This window comes from Streptomyces sp. NBC_00028, from assembly GCF_045041065.1.
Taxonomy (GTDB): domain Bacteria; phylum Actinomycetota; class Actinomycetes; order Streptomycetales; family Streptomycetaceae; genus Streptomyces.
Genome location: NZ_CP108293.1, coordinates 1,800,158 through 1,826,698, shown reverse-complemented (window position 1 = coordinate 1,826,698; position 26,541 = coordinate 1,800,158). Strand labels below are relative to the sequence as shown.

The following is a 26,541-nucleotide window of genomic DNA, read 5'->3' as shown; positions in this document are numbered from 1 at the left end:
TCGTCTGTATACAGAAGCCTGTATGAGGTATTGTCTCAGTCTCCTGCAGCCCTCGCCGGGGACCCGTGTCACGGAAGGCGAAGCGATCATGACGACCAGCGGGAGTGATGTGACGGTCGAGAGCGTGGTCCGGAGGGTGGTGGCCGACCACCGGGGTCAACGCGGCGCGCTGCTGCCCGTACTGCACGCCCTACAGGCCGAGTTGGGACATGTGCCACAGGAAGCGGTCCCGGTCCTGGCCGACGAACTCAACCTCTCCCGGGCGGACGTCCACGGAGTGGTGACCTTCTACCACGACTTCCGCCGTGAGCCCGCCGGCCGCACCACGGTCCGCATCTGCCGCGCCGAGGCCTGCCAGGCACTGGGCGCCGACGGTCTGGTGAGCTATGCGCGAGAGGCCGGACTGACCCTCGGCGAGACCACGGCGGACGGCTCGGTCACCGTCGAGCAGGTCTTCTGTCTGGGCAACTGCGCACTGGGACCGTCCGTGGAGGCGAACGGACGACTGTACGGACGGGTGGGCCCGGCCCGCCTGGGCTCGATCCTCAACGGGACGGTGTGACGATGAGCGACGCTTCCCACTCCGCGGCCGTGGTCTACGTCCCCCGCGACTCGGCGGCCCGCTCCGTCGGCGCGGACGAAGTCGCCGCCGCCCTTCAACGCGCCGCCGTACGCGGCGACTTCGCGATCGACGTCGTACGCAACGGATCGCGCGGCATGCTCTGGCTGGAGCCGGTGATCGAGGTGGTCACCCCGCGAGGTCGCGTCGGCTACGGCCCCGTGGCCCCCGAGGACGTCGACGGTCTCCTCGCCGCCGGCCTGCTCGACGGCGCGGACCACCCACTGCGGCTCGGCCTCGTCGACGAACTCCCGTGGCTGGCGCGGCAGACGAGGGTCACCTTCGCCCGGGTCGGCATCACCGACCCGCTCTCCCCGACCGACTACGTCGAACACGGCGGCCTCAAGGGACTCCGCGCCGCCCTCGACATGGCCCCCGCCGACGTCGTCGCCGCTGTCACCGCGTCGGGCCTGCGCGGTCGCGGTGGCGCCGGGTTCCCGGCCGGCATCAAGTGGAAGACGGTCCTGGACTGCGCCGACGAGCTGAAGTTCGTCTGCTGCAACGCCGACGAGGGCGACAGCGGGACCTTCGCCGACCGGATGGTCATGGAGGGCGACCCGTTCCTGCTCATCGAGGGCATGACCATCGCCGCCCACGCCGTCGGCGCGAGCGAGGGCTACCTCTACATCCGCTCCGAGTACCCGGACGCCATCGCCACGATGCGCGAGGCCATCGAACGCGCCCGCGAACAGGGCTGGTTGGGCCGGGGCATCCTCGGTTCGGCGCTCGACTTCGACCTGCACGTACGCGTCGGCGCCGGCGCGTACATCTGCGGCGAGGAGACCTCCATGCTGGAGAGCCTGGAGGGCAAGCGCGGCATGGTCCGGGCGAAGCCGCCGATCCCGGCGATCGAGGGCCTGTTCGGCAGACCGACCGTGGTGAACAACGTCCTGACCCTCACCACGGTCCCCATAGTCCTCGCCGACGGCCCCCAGGCCTACCAGGACCTCGGCGTCGCCCGCTCCCGCGGCACCCAGGTCTTCCAGCTCGGCGGCAACATCGCGCGCGGCGGCATCGTGGAGACCGCGTTCGGCATCACGCTGCGCGAGCTGATCGAGGACTACGGCGGCGGCACCCGCACCGGACGCCCCGTTCGCACCGTCCAGGTCGGCGGGCCGCTCGGCGCCTATCTGCCGGAGTCGCAGTTCGAACTGCCCATGGACTACGAGGCGTTCGCCGAGGCCGGTGCGATGCTCGGGCACGGGGGCGTGGTCGTCTTCGACGACACCGTGGACATGGCGGCGCAGGCCCGCTTCGCGATGGAGTTCTGCGCGGAGGAGTCCTGCGGCAAGTGCACCCCCTGCCGGGTCGGCGCGGTACGCGGCGTCGAGGTGATCGACAAGATCGTCGCCGGTACGCACCGCGACGAGAACCTCGCCCTCCTCGAGGACCTCTGCGACCTGATGACCGACGGCTCCCTGTGCGCCATGGGCGGGCTGACCCCGATGCCCGTGCGCAGTGCCCTCGCCCACTTCCCCGACGACTTCCTCGGCGGCCGTCGACTCCTGGAGATCCAACCCGTGAACACGACTGGCGTGAGGACGGAGGGCACGGCATGAGCCTTCTCAAGGAACCAGACTACGGAACACCCCGACAGCCCGGCCCGGCAACGGTGTCGGTGGAGATCGACGGCCTGCCGGTGAACGTCCCCGAGGGCACCTCGGTGATGCGCGCCGCGGCCGAAGCGGGCGTCGACATACCCAAGTTGTGCGCCACCGACAGCCTGGACGCCTTTGGCTCCTGCCGTCTGTGCGTGGTCGAGATCGACGGCCGCCGCGGCACCCCGGCCTCCTGCACCACCCCCTGCTCCGACGGCATGAAGGTGAGCACCCAGACGCCGAAGGTGGAGAAGCTCCGCCAGGGCGTCATGGAGCTCTACATCTCCGACCACCCGCTCGACTGCCTCACCTGCCCCGCCAACGGCGACTGCGAACTCCAGGACATGGCGGGCGTGGTGGGCCTCAGGCAGGTCCGCTACGGCTACGAGGGCGCCAACCACCTCGACGCCGAGAAGGACACCTCCAACCCCTACTTCGACTTCGACCCGGCCAAGTGCATCGCCTGCTCCCGCTGTGTCCGCGCCTGCGGTGAGGTCCAGGGCACGTTCGCGCTCACCATCGAGGGACGCGGCTTCGACTCCAAGGTCTCGCCGGGTGCGGGGGAGTCCTTCATGGACTCCGAGTGCGTCTCCTGCGGCGCCTGCGTGCAGGCCTGCCCGACGTCCACGCTCCAGGAGCGCTCGGTCGTCGAACTCGGCATGCCCACCAGGTCCGTTGTGACCACCTGCGCCTACTGCGGTGTCGGCTGCTCCTTCAAGGCCGAGCTGCGCGGCGACGAACTCGTGCGCATGGTCCCGTACAAGGACGGCGGCGCCAACGAGGGCCACTCCTGTGTGAAGGGCCGCTTCGCCTTCGGCTACGCCACCCACCCCGACCGCAAGCTCAAGCCGATGGTGCGTGACCGCATCACCGACCCGTGGCGCGAGGTCGAGTGGGACGAGGCGATCGGCACGGTCGCCCGCCGGATGCGCGAGATCCAGGACCGGCACGGCTCGGGCGCGGTCGGCGCCATCACCTCCTCCCGCTGCACCAACGAAGAGGTGTACGTCGTCCAGAAGATGGTCCGCGCCGCCTTCGGCAACAACAACGTCGACACCTGCGCCCGCGTCTGCCACTCCCCGACGGGATACGGCCTCAAGCAGACCTTCGGCGAGTCGGCGGGCACCCAGGACTTCCGCTCGGTCGCGCAGGCCGACGTCATCATGGTCATCGGCGCCAACCCGACCGACGGTCACCCGGTGTTCGCCTCCCGCATGAAGCGCCGGCTGCGCGAGGGCGCCAAGCTCATCGTGGTCGACCCCCGCCGCATCGACCTGGTCCGCTCCCCGCACATCGAGGCCGAGCACCACCTCCAGCTGCGGCCCAGCACCAATGTCGCGGTGGTCAACGCCATGGCCCATGTCGTCGTCGCCGAGGGGCTGGTGGACCTGGACTTCGTGGCCGCCCGCTGCGAAGGCTTCGACGACTGGGCCGAGTTCGTCGCCCGCCCCGAGAACAGTCCCGAGGCGGTCGAGGAGATCACCGGCGTACCGGCCGCCGAACTCCGCGCCGCCGCCCGGCTGTACGCCACCGCGCCGAACGGCGCCATCTACTACGGCCTCGGTGTCACCGAGCACAGCCAGGGCTCGACCATGGTCATGGGAATGGCCAACCTCGCGATGGCCTGCGGCAACATCGGCCGCGACGGCGTCGGCGTGAACCCGCTGCGCGGCCAGAACAACGTCCAGGGCTCCTGCGACATGGGCTCCTTCCCGCACGAGCTCCCCGGCTACCGCCATGTCTCGGACGACGCGGTGCGCACCGTCTTCGAGAACCTCTGGGGCGGAACCCTCCTTGCCGAGCCGGGACTTCGCATCCCCAACATGTTCGACGCGGCCATCGACGGCACCTTCCGGGGCCTGTTCGTGCACGGCGAGGACATCGCGCAGTCCGACCCCAACCTGAAGCATGTCACCGCCGCCCTGGAGGCGATGGAACTCGTCGTCGTCCAGGACCTGTTCCTCAACGAGACGGCCAAGTTCGCGCACGTCTTCCTGCCCGGCGCCTCGTTCCTGGAGAAGGACGGTACCTTCACCAACGCCGAGCGCCGCATCAACCGCGTGCGCGCGGTGATGAAGCCCAAGACCGGCAAGCACGAGTGGCAGATCGTGAGCGAGATCGCCACCGCCATGGGCTATCCGATGGCGTACGACCACCCGGGCCAGATCATGGACGAGATCGCCGCCGTCACCCCGACGTTCACCGGCGTCTCCTTCGAACTGCTCGACAAGCTGGGCAGCGTCCAGTGGCCGTGCAACGAGGAGTCCCCCGAGGGCACGCCCATCATGCACGTGGACGAATTCGTGCGCGGCAAGGGCAAGTTCGTGGTCACCTCGTACGTGCCGACCAACGAACGCAGCACCCGCCGCTTCCCGTTGGTCCTGACGACCGGCCGCATCCTCAGCCAGTACAACGTCGGCGCGCAGACCCGCCGTACCGGCAACGTCGCCTGGCACCCCGAGGACATCCTGGAACTGCATCCGCATGACGCGGAGGACCGCGGCATCAAGAACGGTGACATGGTGACCCTGGCCAGCCGGGTCGGCCGGACCACTCTGCGCGCGGAGATCTCCGACCGGATGCCGACCGGGGTCGTCTACACGACCTTCCACCATCCGGTGACCGGCGCGAACGTCGTGACCACCGAGAACTCCGACTGGGCCACCAACTGCCCGGAGTACAAGGTGACCGCCGTCCAGGTGGGCCTCGCGACGGCGGGGGCCTGAGATGACCGCGACCGTGCCGTCCGAGCAGCGAATGGCCAACGACATCGCCAGGAACCTGAGGCACCTGCCACCGGAACGGGCCGCCGAGGAGATCGCGGGCCACATCGGCCGGTTCTGGGACCCGCGGATGCGCGCCCGGCTGCACGCGTACGCCGACGCCGGTGCGGAGGGTCTTGACCCCTTGGTGGTCGCCGCGGTGAAGCTGCTGCGCTGAGCACGTGCCCGCGGCCTCGTCCCCGGCGTGCCCGGGGCCTGTACACGTCGAACGGATACTGCATACAGTATCTGCGTCGACCGTCTACAGCCCCCGGGTTAGCCCGGCGAGAGAGGAGTCGTTCATGCTGTTCCGGCAGCTTGAGTACTTCGTGGCGGTGGCGAGGGAACGGCACTTCGCCCGGGCGGCCGAGTCCTGCTTCGTGTCGCAGCCGGCGCTCTCTGCGGCGATCGCCAAGCTGGAGCGGGAGCTGAACGTCACGCTGATCAACCGGGGCCATACCTACCAGGGCCTCACCCCGGAGGGCGAGCGTCTCGTCGTATGGGCCAAGCGGATCCTCGCCGAGCAGGACGCCTTCAAGGCCGAGGTCGCCGCCGTACAGTCCGGCATCACCGGCACGCTGCGGCTCGGCACCGACCCCACGGCGTCCACCACCCTGGCGCTGCCCGTCGCCGCGTTCTGCGCGGCCCACCCGCTGGCCAAGGTGCAGGTCCGCTCGCGGCTGTCGACGAAGGAACTCCACCGCCAGCTACGGGACTTCGAACTCGACGTGGCCATCGCCCACTTCGACCCCGGCGACCAGGAGGGTCTCCAGGTCGTCCCCCTCTACCAGGAGCGGTACATGCTGCTGGTCTCCGACGACCAGCCCGTCGCCCAGTCCGCCACCGTCTCGTGGGCGGACGCGGCCCAGCTGCCGCTCGCGATGCTGACGCCCGACATGCGGATCCGGCAGATCGTCGACACCGTCTTCGCCGAGAAGGGGTTCGTGGTGACCCCGCAGATCGAGACGGACTCGATCGCCTCCCTCTACGCACACGTGGGCGGTGGCGGCTGGGCGAGCATCGTGCCGCACACCTGGCTGCGGGCGATGCCGGTCGTCGGCCGGACCCGGGCCCTGCCCCTCGTGGACCCGGCGGCCGGCGCCCAGGTCTCGGTGGCGATCCACGCGGGCACCCCCGGCTCGGTAGCCGCCCGCGCCTTCGTCAACGCGGCGACCGGCCTGGCCCTGGACGACGTCTTCGCCCGCCCCCTCCCGACCACCGAGCCCCTGGTACGCGCGGTCCCCTGACCCTCACGGCGCATACCGCGCCTGTACGGCCTTCCGGTCCAGCCCTCCCTTGGCGGTGTACGGCAGCGCGGCGACCACCTCGACCCGGTCGGGCACCTCGAACGCGGCGAGCCGGTCCCGGCAGTACCGCAGGATCTCCGCGACCCCGACGTCACCGTCCCGCACCACCACGGCCGCACCCACCAGCTGCCCGTACGTCCCGTCCGGTACGGCGAACACGGCCGCCTCCGCCACCCCCGGGCACCCGGCGAGGATGTCCTCGACATGCTCGGGCGCGATCTTCTCCCCGCCCCGGTTGATGAGGTTCTTGATCCGCCCGGTCAGCGACAGGTACCCGTCCTCGTCCAGCGTGCCGAGGTCCCCCGTACGCAGCCACCCGCCGACGAAGCTGTACGACGACTCGTCCGGGTCGGCGAGATAGCCACGGGCGACGGTGGGGCCGTGCACCCACACCTCACCCTCCACACCCGCGGGACAGGCGCGTCCGTCGCGGTCGACGACCCGCACCTCGACCCCGGTCGGCCGGCCGACGGACCCCTGCCGCAACTCTCCCCGCCCGGGGAGGGGTTCGCTGGTGGCCTGGTGGGAGGACTCCGTCATCCCGTACGCGGAGAGCAGGGGCGCGCCGAACGTCCGCTCCAACGCCCGCTGCGTCGCCGTGTTGAGCGGCGCGCTGCAACTGCGGACGAACTTCAGCGGCGGCGCCTGCGGCCCCGGGTACTCCTGCTCGGACCGGTCCAGCAGGATCTCGTGAATGGCCGGGACCGCGGTGAACCACGTGGCGGCCACGGCCCGCATGTCGTCCCAGAACGTCCCCGCCGAGAACCGCCCGCTCTCGGGCAACAGCACACAGCCGCCACTCGCCAGCGACGACAGCAGCGCCGCGAACAGCCCGTGCCCGTGGAAGAACGGCATCACCGCGACCGTCGCGTCGCCGGGACCCAACTCGTAGGTGGCGCAGATGTTCTGGACGGATGCCGTCACGTTCGCATGGGTGAGCGGAACCATCTTCGCGAGGGCGGTGGTCCCGGCGGTGAAGAGAACGAGGGCGTCATCACCCGACAACTCGGCCGAGGCGCCCCGCACATGCGGCGCGTGCCCGGGGGCCAGCGCGACCGACGCCGAACCGGCTCGCGAGACAGCCACGTGCAGCGGCCAGACAGGAACGGGCAGCCGGACCTCGGTCACCGGCGGCCCCGCAAGGACCGCTCGCGCCCCCAATGCCTCCATCCGCGCGGAGAGTTGGGACGCCGGAAGCGCCGGGTCGAGCGGCGCGACCACCAGCCCGGCCCGTGCCGCACCGAGCAACGCCACCACGAACTCGGCGGTGTTGGCGGAGAGCACCCCGACCGCGTCGCCCCGCCCCAGCCCCGCCCCACAGAGCCGGGCGGCCAGGTCGTCGGCCAGCCCGGCGAGCGCACGGTAGGACAGATGCACCCGCCCGCCACCGACGACGAGGGCCCGGGCGAAGGGACGTTCCTGGACCTGCCGGTCGAGGAGATCGACGAGCCCGGTGAGTGCCGGAGGCCGGTACCGGCCCGCGCCGCGCACGGATGCCGCGACCACAGCGGCCATGACCCCACCCCCTAGCGCCAGGTCCGACGGAACAGTCCTCTGCGAGCCTGCGGCGGCCCTCGCCGGGCGTCCAATACGCACTGCCGAACGGTCGATAACGGACCTCTATCAAGGGAGTTGCGAGGCCCTTCGGCGGCTCTCGATAGAAGTTGCTTATCGGCTGGTCGCCGATGGGTCTTGGACGGGGACGAACGCGCTGCGGATGGTGAGAGGAGTAGCCGCACCGGCAGGACCTGCCCAAGGAGGACCCCGGACCATGACCGCCCCCTCGACACAGGAGACCGCGGCAGCAGCCGACGTGCCGACCGAGCTCACCGACGGGTACCACCTGGTCGTCGACGCGCTCAAGATGAACGACGTCGACACCATCTACGGGGTCGTCGGCATCCCGATCACCGACCTCGCCCGTCTCGCCCAGGCCCAGGGCATCCGCTACATCGGCTTCCGGCACGAGAGCAACGCCGGACACGCGGCGGCCGCCGCCGGCTACCTCACCAAGAAGCCGGGCGTGGCCCTGACGGTGTCGGCACCGGGTTTCCTCAACGGTCTGGTCGCCCTCGCGAACGCGACCACCAACTGCTTCCCGATGGTGCAGATCTCCGGCTCCAGCGAGCGCCACCTCGTCGACCTCAAGCAGGGCGACTACGAGGAGATGGACCAGCTCGCCGCCGCCCAGCCGTTCGTCAAGGCCGCCTACCGCGTCAGCCGCGTCGAGGACATCGGCCGCGGCATCGCCCGCGCCCTGCGCACCGCGATCTCCGGGCGGCCCGGCGGTGTCTATCTCGACATCCCCGCCGCGGTGCTCGGCGCCATCCTGCCGAAGGAGGAGGGCGACCGCACCCTGAGCCGTCTCGTCGACCCGGCGCCCCGCCAGCTCCCGGCGCCGGAGGCGGTGGACCGCGCGATCGAGCTGCTGGCCTCCGCCGAGCGCCCGCTCGTGGTCCTCGGCAAGGGCGCGGCCTACGCCCAAGCGGACGACAAGGTACGGGAGTTCGTCGAGTCGACGGGCATCCCGTACGTACCGATGTCGATGGCGAAGGGCCTGCTGCCCGACGATCACCCCCAGTCGGCCGCCACCGCCCGCTCGCTGGCGCTGAAGAAGGCCGACGTCGTGATGCTGATCGGCGCCCGCCTCAACTGGCTCCTCGGCCACGGCCAGGCGGGCTGGAACCCGGACGCCAAGTTCGTCCAGATCGACATCGACCCCAAGGAGATGGACAGCAACCAGCCCATCGCCGCCCCGCTCGTCGGCGACATCGAGTCGGTGCTCGACGCCCTCGCCGAACGCACCAAGCCCGGCCAGATCCAGGCCCCTTCGGCCTGGCGCGACGAACTGGGGGCACGCTCCGCGCAGAACGTCGCCAAGATGGCCCAGCGCCTGGCCGCCGACCCGCATCCCATGCAGTTCATGGGCGCCCTGAAGGCCGTACGCGACGTCATCCACGCCCGTCCGGAGACGTACCTCGTCAACGAGGGCGCCAACGCCCTGGACATCGCGCGCAACGTCATCGACATGCACGTACCGCGCCATCGCCTCGACAGCGGCACCTGGGGCGTCATGGGCATCGGCATGGGGTACGCCATCGCCGCCGCCGTCGAGAGCGGACAGCCGGTCGTCGCCGTCGAGGGCGACAGCGCCTTCGGGTTCAGCGGCATCGAGATCGAGACGATCTGCCGCTACCGGCTCCCGGTCGTCACCGTGATCATGAACAACGGCGGCGTCTACCGCGGCGACGACACCAACCCGTACGACGACGCCCCCTCGCCCACCACCCTCATGTCGGCGGCCCGCCACGACCTGCTCATCGAGGCGTTCGGCGGCAAGGGCTACCGCGCCACCACGCCCGCCGAGGTCACCGCCGCCCTCACCGAGGCCCTCGCCTCCGGCGGCCCGGCGCTCATCGACTGCGTCATCGACCCCTCGGCAGGCACCGAGAGCGGCCACATCTCGCACCTCAACCCCAAGGGCATCACCGTCGGCAACATCACGCCGGCCAAGAAGTGACCGCCTGGACCACCGCCTACACCGCGTAACTTCACGAAAAGGAAGCAGACATGAGTGAAAAGCCGCTCGCCGGAATCAAGGTGATCGACTTCACCGGGGTCCAGGCCGGTCCCGCCTGCACACAGATGCTCGCCTGGTTCGGCGCCGACGTCCTCAAGGTCGAGCGCCCCAACGGCGGCGATGTGACACGCCGTCAGCTCAGGGACATCGAGGACCTCGACGCCCTCTACTTCACCATGCTCAACAGCAACAAGCGCTCCCTCGCCATCAACACCAAGACCGCCGAGGGCAAGGAGGTCCTGGAGAAGCTCATCAAGGACGCCGACGTCCTGGTGGAGAACTTCGCGCCGGGCGCCCTCGACCGTATGGGCTTCACCTGGGAGCGCATCCAGGAACTCAACCCGCGCCTGATCTTCGGCTCGGTGAAGGGCTTCAACGACCAGTCGTCCTGGAACGACCTCAAGGTCTACGAGAACGTCGCCCAGTGCGCCGGCGGCGCCGCCTCCACCACCGGCTTCTGGGACGGCCCGCCGACCATCTCCGGCGCCGCCCTCGGCGACACCAACACCGGTATGCACCTGGCGATCGGCATCCTCACCGCCATCATCGACCGCAACAAGACCGGCAAGGGCCAGAAGGTCTCCGTCTCCATGCAGGACGCCGTCCTCAACCTCTGCCGCGTCAAGCTGCGCGACCAGCAGCGCCTGGAGCGGGTCGGCCACCTGGAGGAGTACCCGCAGTACCCCAACGGCGAGTTCACCGACGTCGTCCCGCGCGGCGGCAACGCGGGCGGCGGCGGCCAGCCCGGCTGGGTGCTCAAGTGCAAGGGCTGGGAGACCGACCCGAACGCGTACATCTACTTCACCGTCCAGGAGCAGAACTGGAAGCGCACCGCCGAGGTGATCGGCCACCCCGAGTGGGCCGAGGACCCCGAGTACGCCACCGCGCGCGCCCGCCAGTCGCACATCTTCGAGATCTTCGGTGAGATCGAGAAGTGGCTCGCGGACAAGACCAAGTACGAGGCGGTCAACATCCTGCGCGAATGGGAGGTGCCCTGCGCCCCCGTGATGAGCATGAAGGAGATCGCCTACGACGAGGACCTGCGCAGGAGCGGCACGGTCGTCGAGGTCGAGCAGAAGGAACGCGGCACCTATCTCACCGTGGGCAGCCCGGTGAAGTTCTCCTCCTTCAAGCCCGACATCACCGGCGCCCCGCTGCTGGGCGAGCACAGCTCCGAGGTCCTGGTCGAACTCGGCTACGACGAGGAGACCATCGGCCGTCTGAAGGAGAGCGGCGTCATCGTGTAGGTACGGACAACTGAGTGGGGGCCGTTGCCTTGCGGGCAACGGCCCCCACTCAGTTGCGTGTCGGGCGATTCAGACGCTCGCCTCGGCCCGCCGCCGCATCAGCTCCCGCTCCCGCTCACGCCGCGCGGTCACGTCCCGGATGACGGCTCCGCAGTACATGTCACCGTCGGCGGCCGGCAGCATGACGACGCTGAACTCGATCGAGATCCGGCGCCCGTCCGCCGCGAGCGCCGGGACGTTCAGCAGGTCGGATTCCCCGTACTTGCTGGTCCCGCGGTCCATGGCCTCCTGGAATCCGTCCCAGTGCCGCTTCCGGTGCTTCTCGGGGATGATGACGTCCAGACTCCGGCCGTCCACGTCGGCCGCCGGGAAACCGAAGATGCGCTCCGCGCCCTGGTTCCAGTAGCGGATGAGTCCTTCGCCGTCGATGATCACGATGCCGTCGGGCGCCTGGGCGGCCATTCCCAGGACCACCTCGGGGTTCAGCTCTTCCATGTCGCCTCCGTGCAGGGGCAGTTGGGTGCACAAAGTATACGGCCGATCGTATACAGAATCCAGGTTCATACGCCATCAACCCACACCCGACCGAGAGTCCGCACACGACTGAGGCGGGACCCTTGCGGCGCAGGGGGCGCTCCCCGCCGCTCAGGGTCCCGCCGCCGTGTCGCGGGGGGCCGGTCAGCCCTGGGTGGCCGCTGCCCTGAGGGCTGTGCGGTCCGCTCCCGCGAGCACGTTCATGGGGGTGCCCGACTGGTGGGCGAGGAGGTCGCTGAGGGCGTGGATGGTGGTGAGGGTGGGGACGGGGGTGTGGGTGAGGGTGGCGAGTTCGATGACGGCGGTGAGGAGGACGTCGAGTTCGAGGGGTTTGCCGGCTTCGAGGTCCTGGAGGGTGGAGGTGCGGTGGTCGCCGACTTTTTCGGCGCCGGCGAGGCGGCGTTCGATGGTGATGTCGGGGTGGGAGTCGAGTGCGTGGGCGACGGTGAGGGTTTCGGTCATCATTGCTTCGATGACGGTGCGGGTGCCGGTGTGGTGGCACATTTGGCGCATGGTGGCGCGGGCGAGGGCGCTGATGGGGTTGAAGGAGATGTTGCCGAGGAGTTTGAGCCAGATGTCGTTGCGCAGGTCGGGTTCGACGGGGCATTTCAACCCGCCGGCTTGCATGGCTTCGCTGAAGGTGAGGCATCTGGCGGAGAGGCTGCGGTCGGGTTCGCCGATGGAGAAGCGGGTGCCTTCCAAATGCCGGACCACGCCGGGGGCTTCGAGTTCGGTGGCGGCGTAGACGACGCATCCGATGGCGCGTTCGGGTGCGAGGACGGCGCTGACTGTGCCGCCGGGGTCGACGCTTTCGAGTTGTCGGCCGTTGTGGGGGCCGCCGTGGGCGTGGAAGTACCACCAGGGGATGCCGTTCTGGGCGGCGATCACGGCCGTGTTCTCGTGGAGGAGGGGTTCGATGAGCGGCCCGCACGCCGCGTAGGAGGTGGCTTTGAGGCCGAGGAAGACGTAGTCGGCGGGGCCGATGTCGGCGGGGTTGTCGGTGGCGTGGGTGTGGGCGGTGAAGTCGCCGCGTGGGGAGAGGACGTGGACGCCGTTTTGCCTCATGGCCGCGAGGTGCGGTCCACGGGCGATGAGGTGGACGTCGGCTCCTGCGCGGTGCAGGGCGGCGCCGACGTAGGCGCCGATGGCTCCGGCACCGAGGACTGCGACTTTCATGGGGTGGGAGCTCCGTTCGGTCGAGGGTGTACCGCGGAACCGTCGAACTATGTCGACGAAATATTGTCTACAGGATGGAATGAAGGGCAGCAAGACTTCGGCCACCCCGCTGTCCGGTTCCCGCGCCCCAACTCCCCTCCGCCCGGCCCTTTGTGCGCCGTAGACTGTAGGCGAAAGCCAATTCATAATTGGCTCCTGCACACAGCGACGATGCTGACGAGGAGGGGCCGTGATGTTGTCGACGACTGGCCTGCCGCAGGGTGCGGTGCCCAAGCTCGAACGCCCCGGCCCGTTGCGTGACCGTGTGTACGAGGCGCTTCTCGAACTCATCACCACGCGTGCTCTCCAACCCGGGCAACATCTGGTGGAGAGTGAGCTCGCCGGGCATCTGGGGGTCTCGCGGCAGCCGGTGCGGGAGGCGTTGCAGCGGCTCAGTACCGAGGGGTGGGTGGATCTGCGGCCCGCGCAGGGTGCGTTCGTGCACGAGCCCACGGAGGAGGAGGCCGATCAGCTCCTCACCGTGCGCACACTGCTGGAGGCCGAGGCCGCCCGGCTCGCCGCGGCCAACGCCGGAACCGCCGCCATCGCCGTCCTGGAGGAGATGTGCGCGGAGGGCGAGCGTGCCGTCGCCGACGACGACGTGGACGCCGCCGTCGCGATGAACGCCCGGCTGCACGCGAAGATCATGGAGCTGGCCGGCAACGCGGTCCTCGCGGAGCTGGCCGCCCAGGTCGACCGGCGGGTGCGCTGGTACTACACGCCGGTGGCGCGGCAGCGCGGCCGGCAGTCCTGGATCGAGCACCGCGAACTGATCGCGGCCATCGCGGACCGCGACGAACAGCGTGCGACCGAGGCGATGCGGGCCCACACCGAGCACACGCGGAAGATGTACCACGAGCGGGCGAAGCAGCCGCCCAACGAGTGACCGCCCGGTCACTCACCGCGCCTCTCGCGCCACCCCGTCGTGGCCACCGCCCGGCCTGCGGATATGCAGGTGAAAGGCGCTCCGAAAGCTTGGTATTGTTGTCCATGTCGCCGCGGGGAACACCCCCGTCCAGGCGGCAGACACCTGGTCCGGGTGGCGGAATGGCAGACGCGCTAGCTTGAGGTGCTAGTGCCCTTTATCGGGCGTGGGGGTTCAAGTCCCCCCTCGGACACAGAGAGTAACCGCAGCTTGTGTGGGTCGAGGTTCGCCTCGGCCCGCACAAGCTGTTTTACGTTGCCTTGCGGGCCGTCCAATATTCGCGTGCCGACCGCCCCGCCCGCTCCCTACACTCACCACGAACCGCACGCCGCCCCTGACCGGGCCCGGTGTGCCGTACGACGAGATCCATGACGAGTGAGGGGAGCCCGGCCGTGTGTGAGCGCACCGCTGCCGTCGCTTCCCGTGCCCGCTACGAGGTGATCCTCGTGTCTCCGGCCGCCCGGTGCCTGCTGCGCGGCCGGTACCGGATGCCCGTCACGAACTCCTGACGCAACGTCAAGTCGAGTGTCTCGTACGGGAATCGCGCTGCCCTTTTCCCGGAACACCTCGAAAGGCCTCGGGCCGTGCGTACTCGCATCAACCCTCTCACCACCGTCCGCAACCTGGGCATCCTCGCCCATGTCGACGCGGGCAAGACCACTGTCACCGAGCGGATCCTGTTCGCCACCGGCACCACGCACCGGCGCGGTGAGGTCCACGACGGCACGACCGTCACCGACTTCGACCCGCAGGAGCGCGACCGCGGCATCACGATCTTCGCGGCGGCGATCAGCTGCGCCTGGGACGGTCATCGCATCAACCTGATCGACACCCCGGGCCATGTCGACTTCGCCGACGAGGTGGAGCGCTCACTGCGGGTGCTGGACGGCGCGGTCGCCGTGTTCGACGCCGTCGCGGGCGTGGAACCGCAGAGCGAGTCCGTCTGGCGGCAGGCCGACCGGTACGGCGTCCCGCGGATCGCGTTCGTCAACAAGATGGACCGCGCGGGCGCCGACCTCGACACCGCCGTCGCCTCCCTCCGGGAGCGGCTGCACCCGGCGCCGCTGGTCGTGCAGCTGCCCATCGGGGCGGAGGACGGGTTCCGCGGGGTCGTCGACCTGGTTCGGATGCGGGCGCTGACCTGGGCCGACGGCGCCGACATGGTCGTAGCGGAGATCCCGGAGGCGCTGGTCGAGGAAGCCGCGCGGCGGCGTCGGCTGCTGGAGGAGGCCGTGGCCGAGCTGCATCCGGGGGCGCTGGAGGAGTTCTGTGCCCGCTCGGCGCTCGACAACCGGACGCTCGGCGACGCGCTGCGCGACGTCACGCACTCCGGCGACGGGGTCGTCGTGCTGTGCGGCTCGGCCTACCGCAACCGCGGTGTCGAACCGCTGCTCGACGCGCTCGTGGCGTATCTGCCGTCCCCGCTGGACGTACCCGCCGTGCGCGGCACCGGCGAGGGCGACGGGCAGGAGCGGCCCGCCGACCCGGCGGCGCCGTTCGCGGGGCTGGTGTTCAAGGTGAACGCCACCCCGACCGGGCGGCTCACCTACCTGCGGGTCTACTCCGGAACCATCGAGAAGGGAGACGTGGTGTGGGACTCGGGCGTACGGCGTACCGAGCGCATCGGACGCATCCTGCGGGTCCAGGCCGACCGGCACGCGCAGCTGGAGCGGGCGGTCGCCGGGGACATCGTGGCGGTCGTCGGGCTGAAGGCGGCCCGCGCCGGGTCGACCCTGTGCGCGCCGGACGCGCCGCTCGTCCTCGAACCGCCGAGCGTCGCCGAACCGGTCGTCTCGGTGGCGGTCGAGGCCGTACGGTCCACCGACACCGACCGGCTGAGCCAGGCGCTCGCCCGGCTGGCCGAGGAGGACCCGTCGCTCGTCGTGCGGACCGACCCGGAGACCGGGCAGACCGTGCTGTCCGGCATGGGCGAACTGCATCTCGAGGTCGCGCTGGAGAAGGTACGGCGTGATCAGGGGCTGGACGTCAACGCCGGGCGGCCGCGGGTGGCGCACCGGGAGACCGTCGGGCGCGGAGTGTCCGGGTTCGTCTTCCGGCACGTCAAACAGGAAGGTGGAGCGGGGCAGTTCGCGCATGTCGTCCTCGACGTGGAGCCGTGGGACGGCGACGCCGGGTTCGAGTTCCGCTCGGCCGTCGTCGGCGGACGGGTGCCGCAGGAGTACGTCCGGGCGGTCGAGGCCGGCTGCCGGGACGCCCTGGCGGAGGGACCACTCGCCGGTCACCCCGTGACCGGGCTGCGCGTCACCCTCACCGACGGGGCGACCCATGTGAAGGACTCCTCCGACACGGCCTTCCGTACGGCGGGCCGGTTCGGGCTCCGGGACGCCCTGCGCGCCTGCGCGATGGTGCTCCTCGAACCGGTGGCCGAGGTCACGGTCACCGTGCCGGACGCCGCGGTCGGCGGAGTGCTCGGCGACCTCGCGGCCCGGCGCGGCCGGGTCACGGGTTCGGCGGCGCGCGGGGGCTCGGTGGTCGTCACGGCCACCGTGCCGCTCGCCGAACTCTTCGGCTACGCGACCCGGTTGCGCAGCCGGACCCAGGGTCGCGGCACGTTCACGGCCCGGCCGACGGGGTACGCCCCGGCGCCTGCGGTGACGACCGCGCCGTAGTACCACGGCCCGGTACCAGGTGCCCTGGACCTAGGACTCCGGTCCTGGGTCTTAGGACACAAGTCCCGTTGTCGGTTCGTACCACGAACAAATAACGTTCGTGGTGCGAACTGAACGGGCGCTCCGGTACGGGGCGCACAGTCGACGGGGAGAGGGCGGGATCTGCCATGTCATTGCACAAGCCGCTGTTCGGTACCGGTATCAGCACCGCTGTGAGCGACATCGAGGAGTCCTTGCGGCTCGCCGTCGAGGCGGACCGGGAGGGCCTCGACCTGGTCACCGTCTCCGACCACCCCTACTACGCGGCCAGGCTCGACGCGTACGCCCAGGTCGGGGTGGTCCTCGGCCGGACCGAGCGGGTTTCGGCGCTGGTCAGTGTCAGCAACCTGCCCAGTCGCCCCGCGCCGATGCTGGCGCGCACGGTCACCTCGCTGTCCGCGCTGACCGGCGGCCGGCTGGTGCTGGGCATGGGCGCGGGCGGGCTGTGGGACGACATCGCCCGGCTGGGGGTCGAGCGGCTCGGGCCGGGCGCCGCGGTACGGGCCTTCGAGGAGGCGGTCACGCTGATCCGGCTGCTCGGCGGTGGTGGTGAACCGGTCACGTTCGAGGGGGAGTTCTACCAGGTGCACGGCCTCGAACCGGCCGCGGTCGCGGTGCCGCCGGTGTGGACCGGCTCGGTGGGGCCGAAGTCGCTCGCCGCCACCGGCAGGGTGGCCGACGGCTGGATCCCCGGCCACGCCGCCGACTGGCTGAGTCCGCGCTACCGCGACTCCCGGCCGGTCATCGACGGGGCCGCCCTCGCGGCGGGCCGCGATCCCGCCGACATCGTCACGGTCTACAACCTCCCCGGCGTCATCACCCCCGCCCCCGTCGCCGCCCCGCGCGACACCGACGGGGTGTGGCGGGGCGGCTCGGTGGCGCAGTGGGTCGAGGAACTCACCGGCGCCGTGCTGGAGTTCGGCGCCCACGGGTTCGTCCACTTTCGCGTGGACGACGGCACCCCGGCCGACGTCACGCTCGGCCGCTGGGCGCAGGAGATCGCCCCGGCGGTGCGGGAGGCCGTGGTGGCCGCCCGCACCTGACGGCACGTCAAGACTGGTCAGGGATACGACACCACGGTGGAGGGCACGGTCGAGGTGCCCGACGTCGCCGCCCCCGTCTCGTTGATGACGTGCTCGTACTGGCCCTGGCCCCCGAGCGAGACGACGAGCAGGTCGTGGAAGCGCACTCCCGGCCGGTTCGGGGCGGCGAAGCCGTGGTGCTGCACGATCGTGGGGTCGACGTTGTAGTAGCAGTAACTGCCAAGACCCCAGCCCTCGTGGGCGGTCACCGCGTCGCCGACCCGGTAGGCCGCGTACCCCTTGACGGTGCCGTTCTGGATCGCGGCCTGGTTCGGGGCGTCGTACGCCTTCTCGTTCTGGAAGAAGATCGTGCGCCCGCGCTCACCGAACCACTGGACGTCGTACTTGTTGAAGTGTTCCACGAACAGGCCGGTGGCGAGGACGTCGGAGCCGTGGACGACCACGCCGTGGTCCGCGCGGTTGGTCTCCCAGCCGACGCCCTCGCCGTGGTCGGCGCGCCAGACCCAGGTGTGGTCGACGATGGTGTGCCGGTTGTTGATGACCATGGAGGTCGTGGCCTTGCCGGGGCCCGCGCCGCCGATGCGGATGAACACGTCCTGCACGGTGGTGGGGTTGGCGGCGTGGTCCCGCCACGCGCCGCTCGGGCCCACCTCCAGCAGGGAGGGGGAGTTGACCGGCCCGGCGTCGATCAGGAAGCCGGCCAGCCGCACACCGTCGACATCGGCGACCTTCAGCGCGGTGACGCCGTTGTCCGGCACGAGGGTGGCGTAACCCAGGCCCAGGACCACGGTGTTGGCACGGTTCACCTGGATCGGCCGGTCGACGTGGTAGATGCCCGGCGTCAGCAGCAGGTGCAGTCCCTGGGCGAGCGCCTGGTTCAGCGTCGCCGCCGAGACGCCCGGCTTGGCGACGTAGAACCGCGACAGGGGCAGTGAGGTGCCGCGCGGCGTGCCGTTGCCCCAGGTCACCCCGCGGGCGTTGGTGCGCAGGGACGGCAGGAAGACCCGGTACTCGCTGCCGCTGAGGTACAGGAACGGCTTCTCACGGGAGACGGGTGTGGTGTCGAGGGTGGTGTACGGCGGGTTCGGGAAGCTCTGTGCGGGGGCGCCGTCGACGCCCGAGAACACCATGTTCCAGACGCCGTTGAGCCAACTGCCGATCGAACTGTCCCGGGTGTACCACTGCTGCTGGGAGTACGGGCCGACCTGGCCGTCGATACGGCTGTCGGCGATGTAGCCGCCGCTGGCCCAACCGTAGCCGGTGGGGGAGAGGTTGAGGCCGCCGCGGACATGCATCCGGCGGAACGGGGCGGCCTGGGCGACCGCCCAGCGGTTGGTGCCGTTCGCCGGGACCAGCGCGAGGTTCTCCGCCGAACGCCAGAAGTTCTGCGTGGCGTTGCCCCCGAACCAGCCCGCGTCGACCGTCACGTCCCCGTTGATCGTCGTGTCGTCGGGGGAGAGGCCGAGGCCCGCGATCGAGGTGTAGAAGCCGAGTTGGGCGTTGAGCCCGTGGTAGGTGCCGGGCTTGAAGAGCAGTGCGTAGCGGCCGGTGCCGAACTGGGCCGACTCCTGCCGGGCGAACACCGCGTCCAGTCTCGCCTGGATGTCAGGGGTGCCCGGGTCGAGGACCAGGACGTTCGGGCCCAGGTCGCCGCCTCCGGGGAGGGCCTTCGGGCGGCCCCAGGACGGGGACGCGGACAGGGCGAGGGCGGTGGGGACCGCGGCGCCGAGGACGGTTCTCCGGCTGAGCGGGGACGGACTCATGGGCGGCTCCTTGTTCAGGAAGTCCTTGTTCAGGAAGTGAACGACGCAGGGGTTGGGAGCGCTCTCTCGCCGAGGGATGCTTCAGTGTTCAAACGCGGACGTCAAGAGGTGCCGCCGAGTTCAACAAGTGCTGTTCAAACCCTTGACGCGCCGAACGCGGCCCGTTTAACTCACGTCCTAAATTAAGCCGTGAGTGCATTCCCTGAAGGGACACCAGGAGCCATGCGCAGCATCCGAGCCGCGGCCGTAGGCGCCGTCACCATGTCTCTCGCCCTGGCCGCATCGGCCTGCGGAGGCGGTTCGTCGACCGAGGGCGGGTCCAACGACTCGCCCAAGACGCTCACCTACTGGGCCTCCAACCAAGGGGCGAGCGTCGAGATCGACAAGAAGGTCCTCCAGCCGGAACTCGACAAGTTCAAGAAGCAGACCGGCATCGAGGTGAAGGTGGAGGTGGTGCCCTGGTCGGACCTGCTCAACCGCATCCTCACGGCGACGACCTCGGGCCAGGGCCCCGACGTCCTCAACATCGGCAACACCTGGAGCGCCTCCCTCCAGGCCACCGGCGCGCTGCTGCCGTGGGACGCGAAGAACTTCGAGGCGATCGGCGGCAAGGACCGCTTCGTCGACTCCGCCCTCGGCTCCACCGGCGCCGAGGGCAAGGACCCGGCCGCGGTGCCGCTGTACTCGATGGCGTACGCGCTCTACTACAACAAGAAGATGTTCGCCGACGCGGGCATAACCCAACCACCCGCCACCTGGGCCGAGTTCGTCGAGGACGGCAAGAAGCTGTCCAAGGGCGGCAAGTGGGCGCTCGGCGTGGAGGGCGCGAACCCCTCGGAGAACATCCACCACGCGGTCGTCTTCGCCAAGCAGCACGGCGGCGACTTCTTCACCGCCGACGGCAAGCCCGACTTCACCAACGACGGGGCGGTCGCCGGCGTCAAGGAGTTCGTCGACCTGATGGCCAAGGACAAGGTCATCGCCCCGGGCAACGCCGAGTACGCGCAGAACCAGTCGGTGAGCGACTTCGCCAAGGGCAGGACCGCGATGCTGCTGTGGCAGTCGGCGTCCGCGAACCTCAAGTCCCAGGGCATGAGCGAGGACTCCTTCGGTATCGCCCCGGTGCCCGTGCAGTCCGGCACCCCCGGCACCGGTACCGGCGTCAACTCGATGGTGATGGGCATCAACCTGGCCGTCTTCAAGAACTCCGACAACCTCGACGGCGCCAAGAAGTTCGTGAAGTTCATGACGAGCGACGCCGAACAGAAGATCCTCAACACCGCCTACAGCTCCATCCCGCCGGTGAAGGGCGCCCAGTCCGACGCGGCGTTCAACACCGCCGCCAACGGTGTCCTCAAGGACACCCTCGCGACCAGCGCGGTCGCGGCCCCGCAGGTCGCCGACGAGTCCCAGTTCGAGACGGCGGTCGGTACGGCCATCAAGGGCCTGTTCGCCGACGCTGCTGCCGGTCGCGCGGTGACCACCGAGTCGGTGAAGGCGGCCCTGGAGAAGGCCCAGGCGCAGATGCCGGCGGCGTGACCCGGATGACCAGCACTGTCGAACTCCCGGTGAGCAAGGGGGAGTCGGGCGAGACGGCGGCGCGTGGACCGCGCCGCCGCGCTCCCGGCCGGATCCGCCGCGTCGGACTGCCCTATCTGCTCCTTCTGCCCGCCCTGATCCTCGAACTCCTCGTCCATCTCGTGCCGATGGTCATCGGCATCGTGATGAGCTTCAAGCAACTCACCCAGTTCTACATCCGCGACTGGGGCGCCGCCCCCTGGGCCGGCCTCGACAACTTCCGGGTGTCGGTGGACTTCGACGCCCCCGTCGGCGAGGCCCTGCTGCACTCCTTCCTCGTCACGATCGCCTTCACCCTGCTGTCGGTCGGCCTGTGCTGGCTCATCGGCACGACCGCCGCGATCTGCATGCAGGACACCTTCCGCGGCCGGGGTCTGCTGCGCGCCCTGTTCCTGGTGCCGTACGCCCTGCCGGTCTACGCGGCCGTCATCACCTGGGTGTTCATGTTCCAGCACGACAACGGCCTGGTGAACCACGTCCTGCACGACCAGCTCGGCATCACCGACAAGCCGTCCTTCTGGCTCATCGGCGACAACAGCTTCATCGCCCTGCTCGTCGTGTCCGTGTGGAAGGGCTGGCCGTTCGCCTTCCTCATCGTCATGGCCGGACTCCAGAACATCCCACGGGAGTTGTACGAGGCGGCGGCCCTCGACGGCGCCGGGATGTGGCAGCAGATCCGCCGCATCACCCTGCCGTCGCTGAGCGCCGTCAACCAGGTGCTGATCCTGGTGCTGTTCCTGTGGACGTTCAACGACTTCAACACGCCGTACGTCCTGTTCGGCAAGTCGGCGCCGGAGGCCGCGGACCTCATCTCCGTCCACATCTACCAGGCCTCCTTCGTCACCTGGAACTTCGGCACCGGCTCCGCCATGTCCGTGCTCCTGCTGCTGTTCCTGCTCCTCGTGACGGGCGTGTACCTCGCCGTCACCTCGCGCGGACGGAGGACGTCGCGTGCCTAGTCCCGGTTCTCCGATGGCCCCACCGAAGTCCTTCCTGTGGACCCGGCGTGTCTTCCTCACGCTGCTGGCGGGCTTCGTCCTGCTGCCGGTGTACGTGATGATCTCCAGCTCGCTGAAGCCGCTGGCGGACGTCACCGGCAAGTTCCGCTGGATTCCGAGTGAGGTGACCTTCCAGCCGTACATCGACATCTGGTCGACGGTCCCGCTCGCCCGGTACTTCGTGAACTCCCTGATCGTGGCGAGCGCGGCAGCCGTCTGCTCGGTGGTGATCGCCGTCTTCTCGGCCTACGCCGTGAGCCGCTACGACTTCCGCGGCAAGCGTGTCTTCACGGTCACCGTCCTGTCGACGCAGATGTTCCCCGGCATCCTCTTCCTGCTCCCGCTGTTCCTGATCTACGTCAACATCGGCAACGCCACCGGCATCGCCCTGTTCGGCTCGCGTGGCGGGCTGATCCTGACGTACCTCACCTTCTCGCTGCCGTTCTCGATCTGGATGCTGATCGGGTACTTCGACTCGGTGCCGCGCGACCTGGACGAGGCGGCGCTGGTGGACGGCTGCGGGCCGCTCGGTGCGCTCTTCAGGGTCGTCGTGCCCGCCGCGATCCCCGGGATCGTCGCCGTCACCGTCTACGCGTTCATGACGGCCTGGGGCGAGGTGCTGTTCGCGTCGGTGATGACCAACGACACCACCCGCACCCTCGCCGTCGGCCTCCAGGGCTACTCCACGCTCTACGACGTGTACTGGAACCAGATCATGGCGGCCTCGCTGGTCGTGAGCGTCCCGGTGGTGGCCGGCTTCCTGCTCCTCCAGCGCTATCTCGTCGCCGGTCTGACGGCGGGCGCCGTCAAGTGACCACTCCTGAAAGGACTTTCGTGACCATCGATCTCGCCGCACTCCCGGACGACTTCCTGTGGGGCACGGCCACAGCCGCCTACCAGATCGAGGGAGCCGTGACGGAGGACGGCCGTTCGCCGTCGATCTGGGACACCTTCTCGCACACCCCCGGCAAGGTGGCGAACGGCGACACCGGCGACATCGCCTGCGATCATTACCACCGCTGGCGCGAGGACATCGGCCTGATGCGCCGGCTCGGGGTCGACGCCTACCGGTTGTCCGTCGCCTGGCCGCGGATCGTGCCCGGCGGTGACGGCCCGGTCAACCCCAAGGGCCTCGCCTTCTACGACGAGTTGATCGACGGTCTGCTGGCGGTCGGCATCACCCCCTCCGTCACCCTCTACCACTGGGACCTGCCCCAGGCGCTCCAGGACCGCGGCGGCTGGCCCGCACGCGACACCGCCGAGCACTTCGCCGCGTACGCCTCGGTCGTGGCCGAGCGGCTGGGTGACCGGGTGCACCACTGGACCACCCTCAACGAGCCCCTGTGCTCGGCGTGGATCGGCCACCTGGAAGGGACCATGGCCCCCGGCTGGACGGACCTGACGGCGGCGGTCCGGGCCTCCTGCCATCTGCTCCTCGGCCACGGCCTCGCCGTACAGGCCATCCGCGCGGCAGCCCCCGGAGCCCAGATCGGCATCGTCAACAACCTCTCCACCGTGCACCCCGCCACCGACCGCCCGCAGGACCTGCGGGCCGCCCGCCGCATGGACGGCCACACCAACCGCTGGTGGCTGGACCCGATCCACGGCCGCGGCTTCCCGGCGGACATGCAGGAGGTGTACGGCGTCGAACTCCCCTTGAAACCTGGGGACTTGGAGACCATCGCCGCCCCGCTCGACTGGCTCGGCCTGAACTACTACTTCCCGCAGACCGTCGCCGACGACCCCAACGGCCCTGCCCCGTACGTCCGTTCCGTCCGCCGTGACGGCGTCCCGCGCACCGGCATGGACTGGGAGATCGACGCGAGCGGCATCGAGACCCTGCTCCTGCGCCTCACCGAGGAGTACGGCGCCCAGCGGCTGTACGTCACCGAGAACGGCTCCGCCTACCCGGACGTCGTACGCCCCGACGGCACCGTCGACGACCCCGAGCGGCAGGACTACCTGACCCGGCACCTCGCCGCCTGCGCCTCGGCGGCCCGCAAGGGCGCACCCCTGGCCGGGTACTTCGCCTGGTCCCTGCTCGACAACTTCGAGTGGGCCTACGGCTACGACAAGCGCTTCGGGCTCGTCCATGTCGACTACCGCACCCAGACCCGCACGATCAAGGGCTCCGGGCACCGGTACGCGGAGATCATCCGGGCGCACCGGGGGAGGGAGCGGAACGCGGCCTAGGGAGCGACATCACCGAACGGGAGCCCGAGAACGGGCTCCCGCCGAGCTGGGGCCGTTGTCAGTGGTGCCTGCCATGATCCGGGGCATGCTCTACGACGACTTGGCGCGGGCGTTGACCGACGCGGCCTTCGAACTGGACGTCCGGTCCGCCGACCTGGCGCAGCTCACCGACGAACAGCTCGGTGAGCTGCTCCCGGCGGCCCACCGGGTGGACCACATCGAGGCCACGCCCGCGACCTCGCGGGCGGCCCTGGCGATCCGCCGCGCGGCCGACGAACGGCGACCGCGCGCCACCGCCGACGCCTGCCGCCGGCTGTTCGAGGCGCTCGTCGAGCGGAGCCGGAACAGCGGCCTCGGGGTCGATCTCCTGCCGGGCGTGGCGGCGCTGGCGCGCTGCACGGACCCCTGGCCCGACCTGTCGGGGCCCGCCCGCGCCCTGGCCGAGAGCCTCTTGGAGAGGAAGAGCGTCGCGCACCCGTACTCGCTGTTCCTGGTGGCCGGACTCGGCGACGACGAGACACAGCGCGCGGTCGCGGAGCGGCTCGGGGAGGGGCCCGTCGCCCAGGCGGAGATCGAGGTGCTGACCGGGTTCGGCCCGGCCGAGCGGTTCGTGATGACCGAGCTCGACCTGGTCAACACGTACGTCGAGCCGGAGTCCACCCCGGAGGTGTGGCGGAGGCTGGCAGACCTTCCGGCCTACGTCGACTTCGCCCGGCGCGCGCTGGAAGCGGCGGCCGACCGGGCCGACGGGATCGGGTCCGGCGAGATTCCGTACCGCTCCGACAAGGCGTTCACGGCCCGGGAGGTCGCCGTGCTCGGCCAGGCCGCGCGGGTGGCACTGCTGCGGGACGAGGACTGGCTGCCGGACGTGTACGGGCGACTGCTGCCCGGCGTCGCGGTCGCGCCGACGCCCGCAAGGACGGTGCCGTCGCAGGCTCTCCTGTACGAACTGGTCCGCGCGGCCAAGGAGTTCCCCACCCCGGAGGCGGTCACCGCGATCCGCACCGCCCGCTCGGTCACCCGGCACGCGGGCGTGCCCAAGCAGCTCGACAAGCTGCTGAAGAAGGTGGAGGCGGCGCTGGCCCAGCGCACGGAGGTGGCCCTGCGCCTGCCGAGACTGGGCTTCGACGACGAGGGAGTCCTGCGCAGACCGGTGGGCGACGGCTGCACGGCCGTCGTCATGGTCACCGGGACCGCCGAGCTGACCTGGGAGAAGGACGGCCGTCCGCTGCGCGGTGTCCCGGCGCCGGTCCGCCGTGAGCACGGAGATCTGGTGAAGGAGCTGCGGGACCTGGTCAAGCGCGTGAACCTCCAACTGGCCACGCTGGCACGGGCCCTGGAGGGCGGTCTGCCGGTCGACACCGTCCACCGCTTCGACCGGTGGCGGACGGAGCTGGCCGAACACCCGCTCGCCCGGCCCGTCGTGGGGAGACTGATCTGGGAGATCGAAACGGTCCCCGGCGTGTGGCGGACCGTCCTTCCGGCGACGGAGGACCTTCCCGACGCCCCTGACGACGCCTCCGTCCGCCTGTGGCATCCGATCCGCGCCGACGCCGAGACCGTACGGGTGTGGCGGGACCGGCTGGTGGACGCGCAACTGGGCCAGCCGTTCAAGCAGGCGTTCCGGGAGATCTACCGGCTCACCCCGGCCGAGGAGGAGACTCGGCTGCACTCCCACCGCTTCGCCGCGCACCTCGTGCACTACCGCAGGATGCGCGGGCTGTTCCGGGCGCGGGGCTGGACGAGCCGTCTGCTCGGTCCGTGGGACGGCGGCGACGGGGACGAGGCGACGCGGACGCTGGTGGCGGACGGTTGGCGGGCCCGCTTCTCGCATGCCTTCGTGGACTGGGCGGACGACGACCCGGTCGCCTCGACGGACCGGGTCCGCTTCGACCAACGGGTGGGCGGCCGTTGGCGGGAGGCCCCGCTGGCCGAGGTGCCCCCGCTGGTCTTCAGCGAGGCCATGCGCGACGTCGACCTCTTCGTCGGCGTCACCTCCATCGCCGCCGACCCCGACTGGAGCGAACAGGGCCCGGCCCGCGCCTACTGGGAGCGCGCCGGTTTCGCCGACCTCACCGAGACCGCCGAGGCCCGCCGTGACGCCCTCTCCCGCATCCTGCCCCGCCTCAAGATCGCCGACCGCTGCACCCTGCTCGATCGCTTCCTCGTCGTCCGGGGCGATCTGCGCACGTACCGCATCCACCTCGGCTCGGCCAACATCCTGATGGACCCCGACGACTCCTACCTGTGCATCGTCCCGTCCCGCGGCAGGACCCCCGCCGCCAAGATATTTCTGCCGTTCGAGGACGACCGTCTCTCGCTGATCCTCAGCAAGGCGATGCTGCTGGCCGCGGACAGCGAGATCAGTGACGGTTCCATCCGGGCCCAGATAACCGGGGGAGTCCGACACCCGCGTTTTTGAAAATGGATGTCATGTCGGTAGGTTGTGAGGGTGCTCCCGACCACTGTCATATCGCCCCGTGATCAAGCGTTTCCGCTAATGCATATGA

19 protein-coding genes and 1 tRNA gene are annotated in these 26,541 nt (G+C 70.1%); 16 read left to right on the top strand and 4 right to left on the bottom strand.

Translation table 11 applies throughout. The features are described from left to right. The first annotated feature begins 88 nt into the window (after window positions 1-88). The 5 genes from OG885_RS07995 to OG885_RS07975 all read left to right on the top strand — a co-directional run bounded on the left by OG885_RS07995 (window position 89) and on the right by OG885_RS07975 (window position 6,226). Window positions 89-562 carry an NAD(P)H-dependent oxidoreductase subunit E gene (locus OG885_RS07995; protein WP_405728190.1) on the top strand — a complete coding sequence of 158 codons (474 nt, stop codon included), beginning with the start codon at window positions 89-91 and terminating at the stop codon, window positions 560-562. A gap of 2 nt (window positions 563-564) precedes the next feature. Continuing rightward, window positions 565-2,178 carry a formate dehydrogenase beta subunit gene (locus OG885_RS07990; RefSeq protein WP_405728187.1) on the top strand — a complete coding sequence of 538 codons (1,614 nt, stop codon included), beginning with the start codon at window positions 565-567 and terminating at the stop codon, window positions 2,176-2,178. Next, the gene (gene fdhF / locus OG885_RS07985) at window positions 2,175-4,943 is read left to right on the top strand and encodes a formate dehydrogenase subunit alpha (protein ID WP_405728184.1); all 2,769 of its coding nucleotides are present in this window, start codon (window positions 2,175-2,177) and stop codon (window positions 4,941-4,943) included. The genes OG885_RS07990 and fdhF overlap by 4 nt, the downstream gene beginning before the upstream one ends. 1 nt (window position 4,944) lies before the next feature. Then, the gene (locus OG885_RS07980; protein WP_399966933.1) at window positions 4,945-5,157 is read left to right on the top strand and encodes a formate dehydrogenase subunit delta; all 213 of its coding nucleotides are present in this window, start codon (window positions 4,945-4,947) and stop codon (window positions 5,155-5,157) included. A 124-nt stretch (window positions 5,158-5,281) separates the two neighbouring features. After that, window positions 5,282-6,226 carry a LysR family transcriptional regulator gene (locus OG885_RS07975; RefSeq protein WP_405728179.1) on the top strand — a complete coding sequence of 315 codons (945 nt, stop codon included), beginning with the start codon at window positions 5,282-5,284 and terminating at the stop codon, window positions 6,224-6,226. Between the two features lie 3 nt (window positions 6,227-6,229). Here OG885_RS07975 and OG885_RS07970 read toward each other — a convergent pair whose 3' ends face one another. Next, window positions 6,230-7,801: a FadD7 family fatty acid--CoA ligase gene (locus tag OG885_RS07970; RefSeq protein ID WP_405728176.1), complete on the bottom strand. Its 1,572-nt coding sequence runs from the start codon at window positions 7,799-7,801 to the stop codon at window positions 6,230-6,232. Window positions 7,802-8,057: 256 nt separating this feature from the next. Here OG885_RS07970 and oxc point away from each other — a divergent pair, with 256 nt between their 5' ends. After that, window positions 8,058-9,806 (top strand): oxalyl-CoA decarboxylase, encoded by a 1,749-nt coding sequence (gene oxc, locus OG885_RS07965; protein ID WP_405728173.1) that lies wholly within the window; start codon window positions 8,058-8,060, stop codon window positions 9,804-9,806. A 50-nt stretch (window positions 9,807-9,856) separates the two neighbouring features. Continuing rightward, window positions 9,857-11,113 (top strand): formyl-CoA transferase, encoded by a 1,257-nt coding sequence (gene frc, locus OG885_RS07960; RefSeq protein WP_405728170.1) that lies wholly within the window; start codon window positions 9,857-9,859, stop codon window positions 11,111-11,113. 69 nt (window positions 11,114-11,182) lie between these two features. Here frc and OG885_RS07955 read toward each other — a convergent pair whose 3' ends face one another. Both OG885_RS07955 and OG885_RS07950 read right to left on the bottom strand, forming a co-directional pair. Next, a complete protein-coding gene (locus tag OG885_RS07955; RefSeq protein ID WP_405728167.1) occupies window positions 11,183-11,608 on the bottom strand; it encodes a PAS domain S-box protein in 426 nt (141 codons plus the stop codon). A 183-nt stretch (window positions 11,609-11,791) separates the two neighbouring features. Beyond that, window positions 11,792-12,823: a 2-dehydropantoate 2-reductase gene (locus tag OG885_RS07950; protein WP_405728164.1), complete on the bottom strand. Its 1,032-nt coding sequence runs from the start codon at window positions 12,821-12,823 to the stop codon at window positions 11,792-11,794. Between the two features lie 232 nt (window positions 12,824-13,055). On the opposite strand from OG885_RS07950, the gene OG885_RS07945 reads away from it, so the two are divergent. From OG885_RS07945 to OG885_RS07930, 4 genes are all read left to right on the top strand, one after another. Continuing rightward, window positions 13,056-13,748 carry a GntR family transcriptional regulator gene (locus OG885_RS07945; RefSeq protein ID WP_405728161.1) on the top strand — a complete coding sequence of 231 codons (693 nt, stop codon included), beginning with the start codon at window positions 13,056-13,058 and terminating at the stop codon, window positions 13,746-13,748. Window positions 13,749-13,895: 147 nt separating this feature from the next. Next, window positions 13,896-13,980 (top strand) — tRNA-Leu (locus tag OG885_RS07940). Between the two features lie 391 nt (window positions 13,981-14,371). Then, window positions 14,372-16,417, top strand: coding sequence for an elongation factor G (gene fusA / locus OG885_RS07935; RefSeq protein WP_405728159.1), 2,046 nt, complete (start codon window positions 14,372-14,374; stop codon window positions 16,415-16,417). 167 nt (window positions 16,418-16,584) lie between these two features. Continuing rightward, entirely contained in the window at window positions 16,585-17,499 is a 915-nt protein-coding gene (locus tag OG885_RS07930; RefSeq protein ID WP_405728156.1) for an LLM class flavin-dependent oxidoreductase, read from the top strand. A 17-nt stretch (window positions 17,500-17,516) separates the two neighbouring features. Here the strand turns inward: OG885_RS07930 and OG885_RS07925 are convergent, their stop codons facing one another. Next, window positions 17,517-19,262: a coagulation factor 5/8 type domain-containing protein gene (locus tag OG885_RS07925; protein WP_405728154.1), complete on the bottom strand. Its 1,746-nt coding sequence runs from the start codon at window positions 19,260-19,262 to the stop codon at window positions 17,517-17,519. 222 nt (window positions 19,263-19,484) lie between these two features. Here OG885_RS07925 and OG885_RS07920 point away from each other — a divergent pair, with 222 nt between their 5' ends. The 5 genes from OG885_RS07920 (at window position 19,485) to OG885_RS07900 (ending at window position 26,453) form a co-directional block, all read left to right on the top strand. Next, complete coding sequence (locus tag OG885_RS07920; RefSeq protein ID WP_405728151.1) at window positions 19,485-20,801, top strand: ABC transporter substrate-binding protein; 1,317 nt, start codon at window positions 19,485-19,487, stop codon at window positions 20,799-20,801. Window positions 20,802-20,806: 5 nt separating this feature from the next. After that, window positions 20,807-21,799 (top strand): carbohydrate ABC transporter permease, encoded by a 993-nt coding sequence (locus tag OG885_RS07915; protein ID WP_405728148.1) that lies wholly within the window; start codon window positions 20,807-20,809, stop codon window positions 21,797-21,799. Window positions 21,800-21,812: 13 nt separating this feature from the next. After that, complete coding sequence (locus OG885_RS07910) at window positions 21,813-22,652, top strand: carbohydrate ABC transporter permease (RefSeq protein ID WP_399964313.1); 840 nt, start codon at window positions 21,813-21,815, stop codon at window positions 22,650-22,652. Window positions 22,653-22,672: 20 nt separating this feature from the next. After that, entirely contained in the window at window positions 22,673-24,031 is a 1,359-nt protein-coding gene (locus OG885_RS07905; protein WP_405728144.1) for a GH1 family beta-glucosidase, read from the top strand. Between the two features lie 85 nt (window positions 24,032-24,116). Beyond that, on the top strand, window positions 24,117-26,453 hold the full coding sequence (locus tag OG885_RS07900; RefSeq protein WP_405728141.1) for a DUF4132 domain-containing protein: 2,337 nt from the start codon (window positions 24,117-24,119) through the stop codon (window positions 26,451-26,453). The last annotated feature ends 88 nt before the right edge of the window (window positions 26,454-26,541 follow it).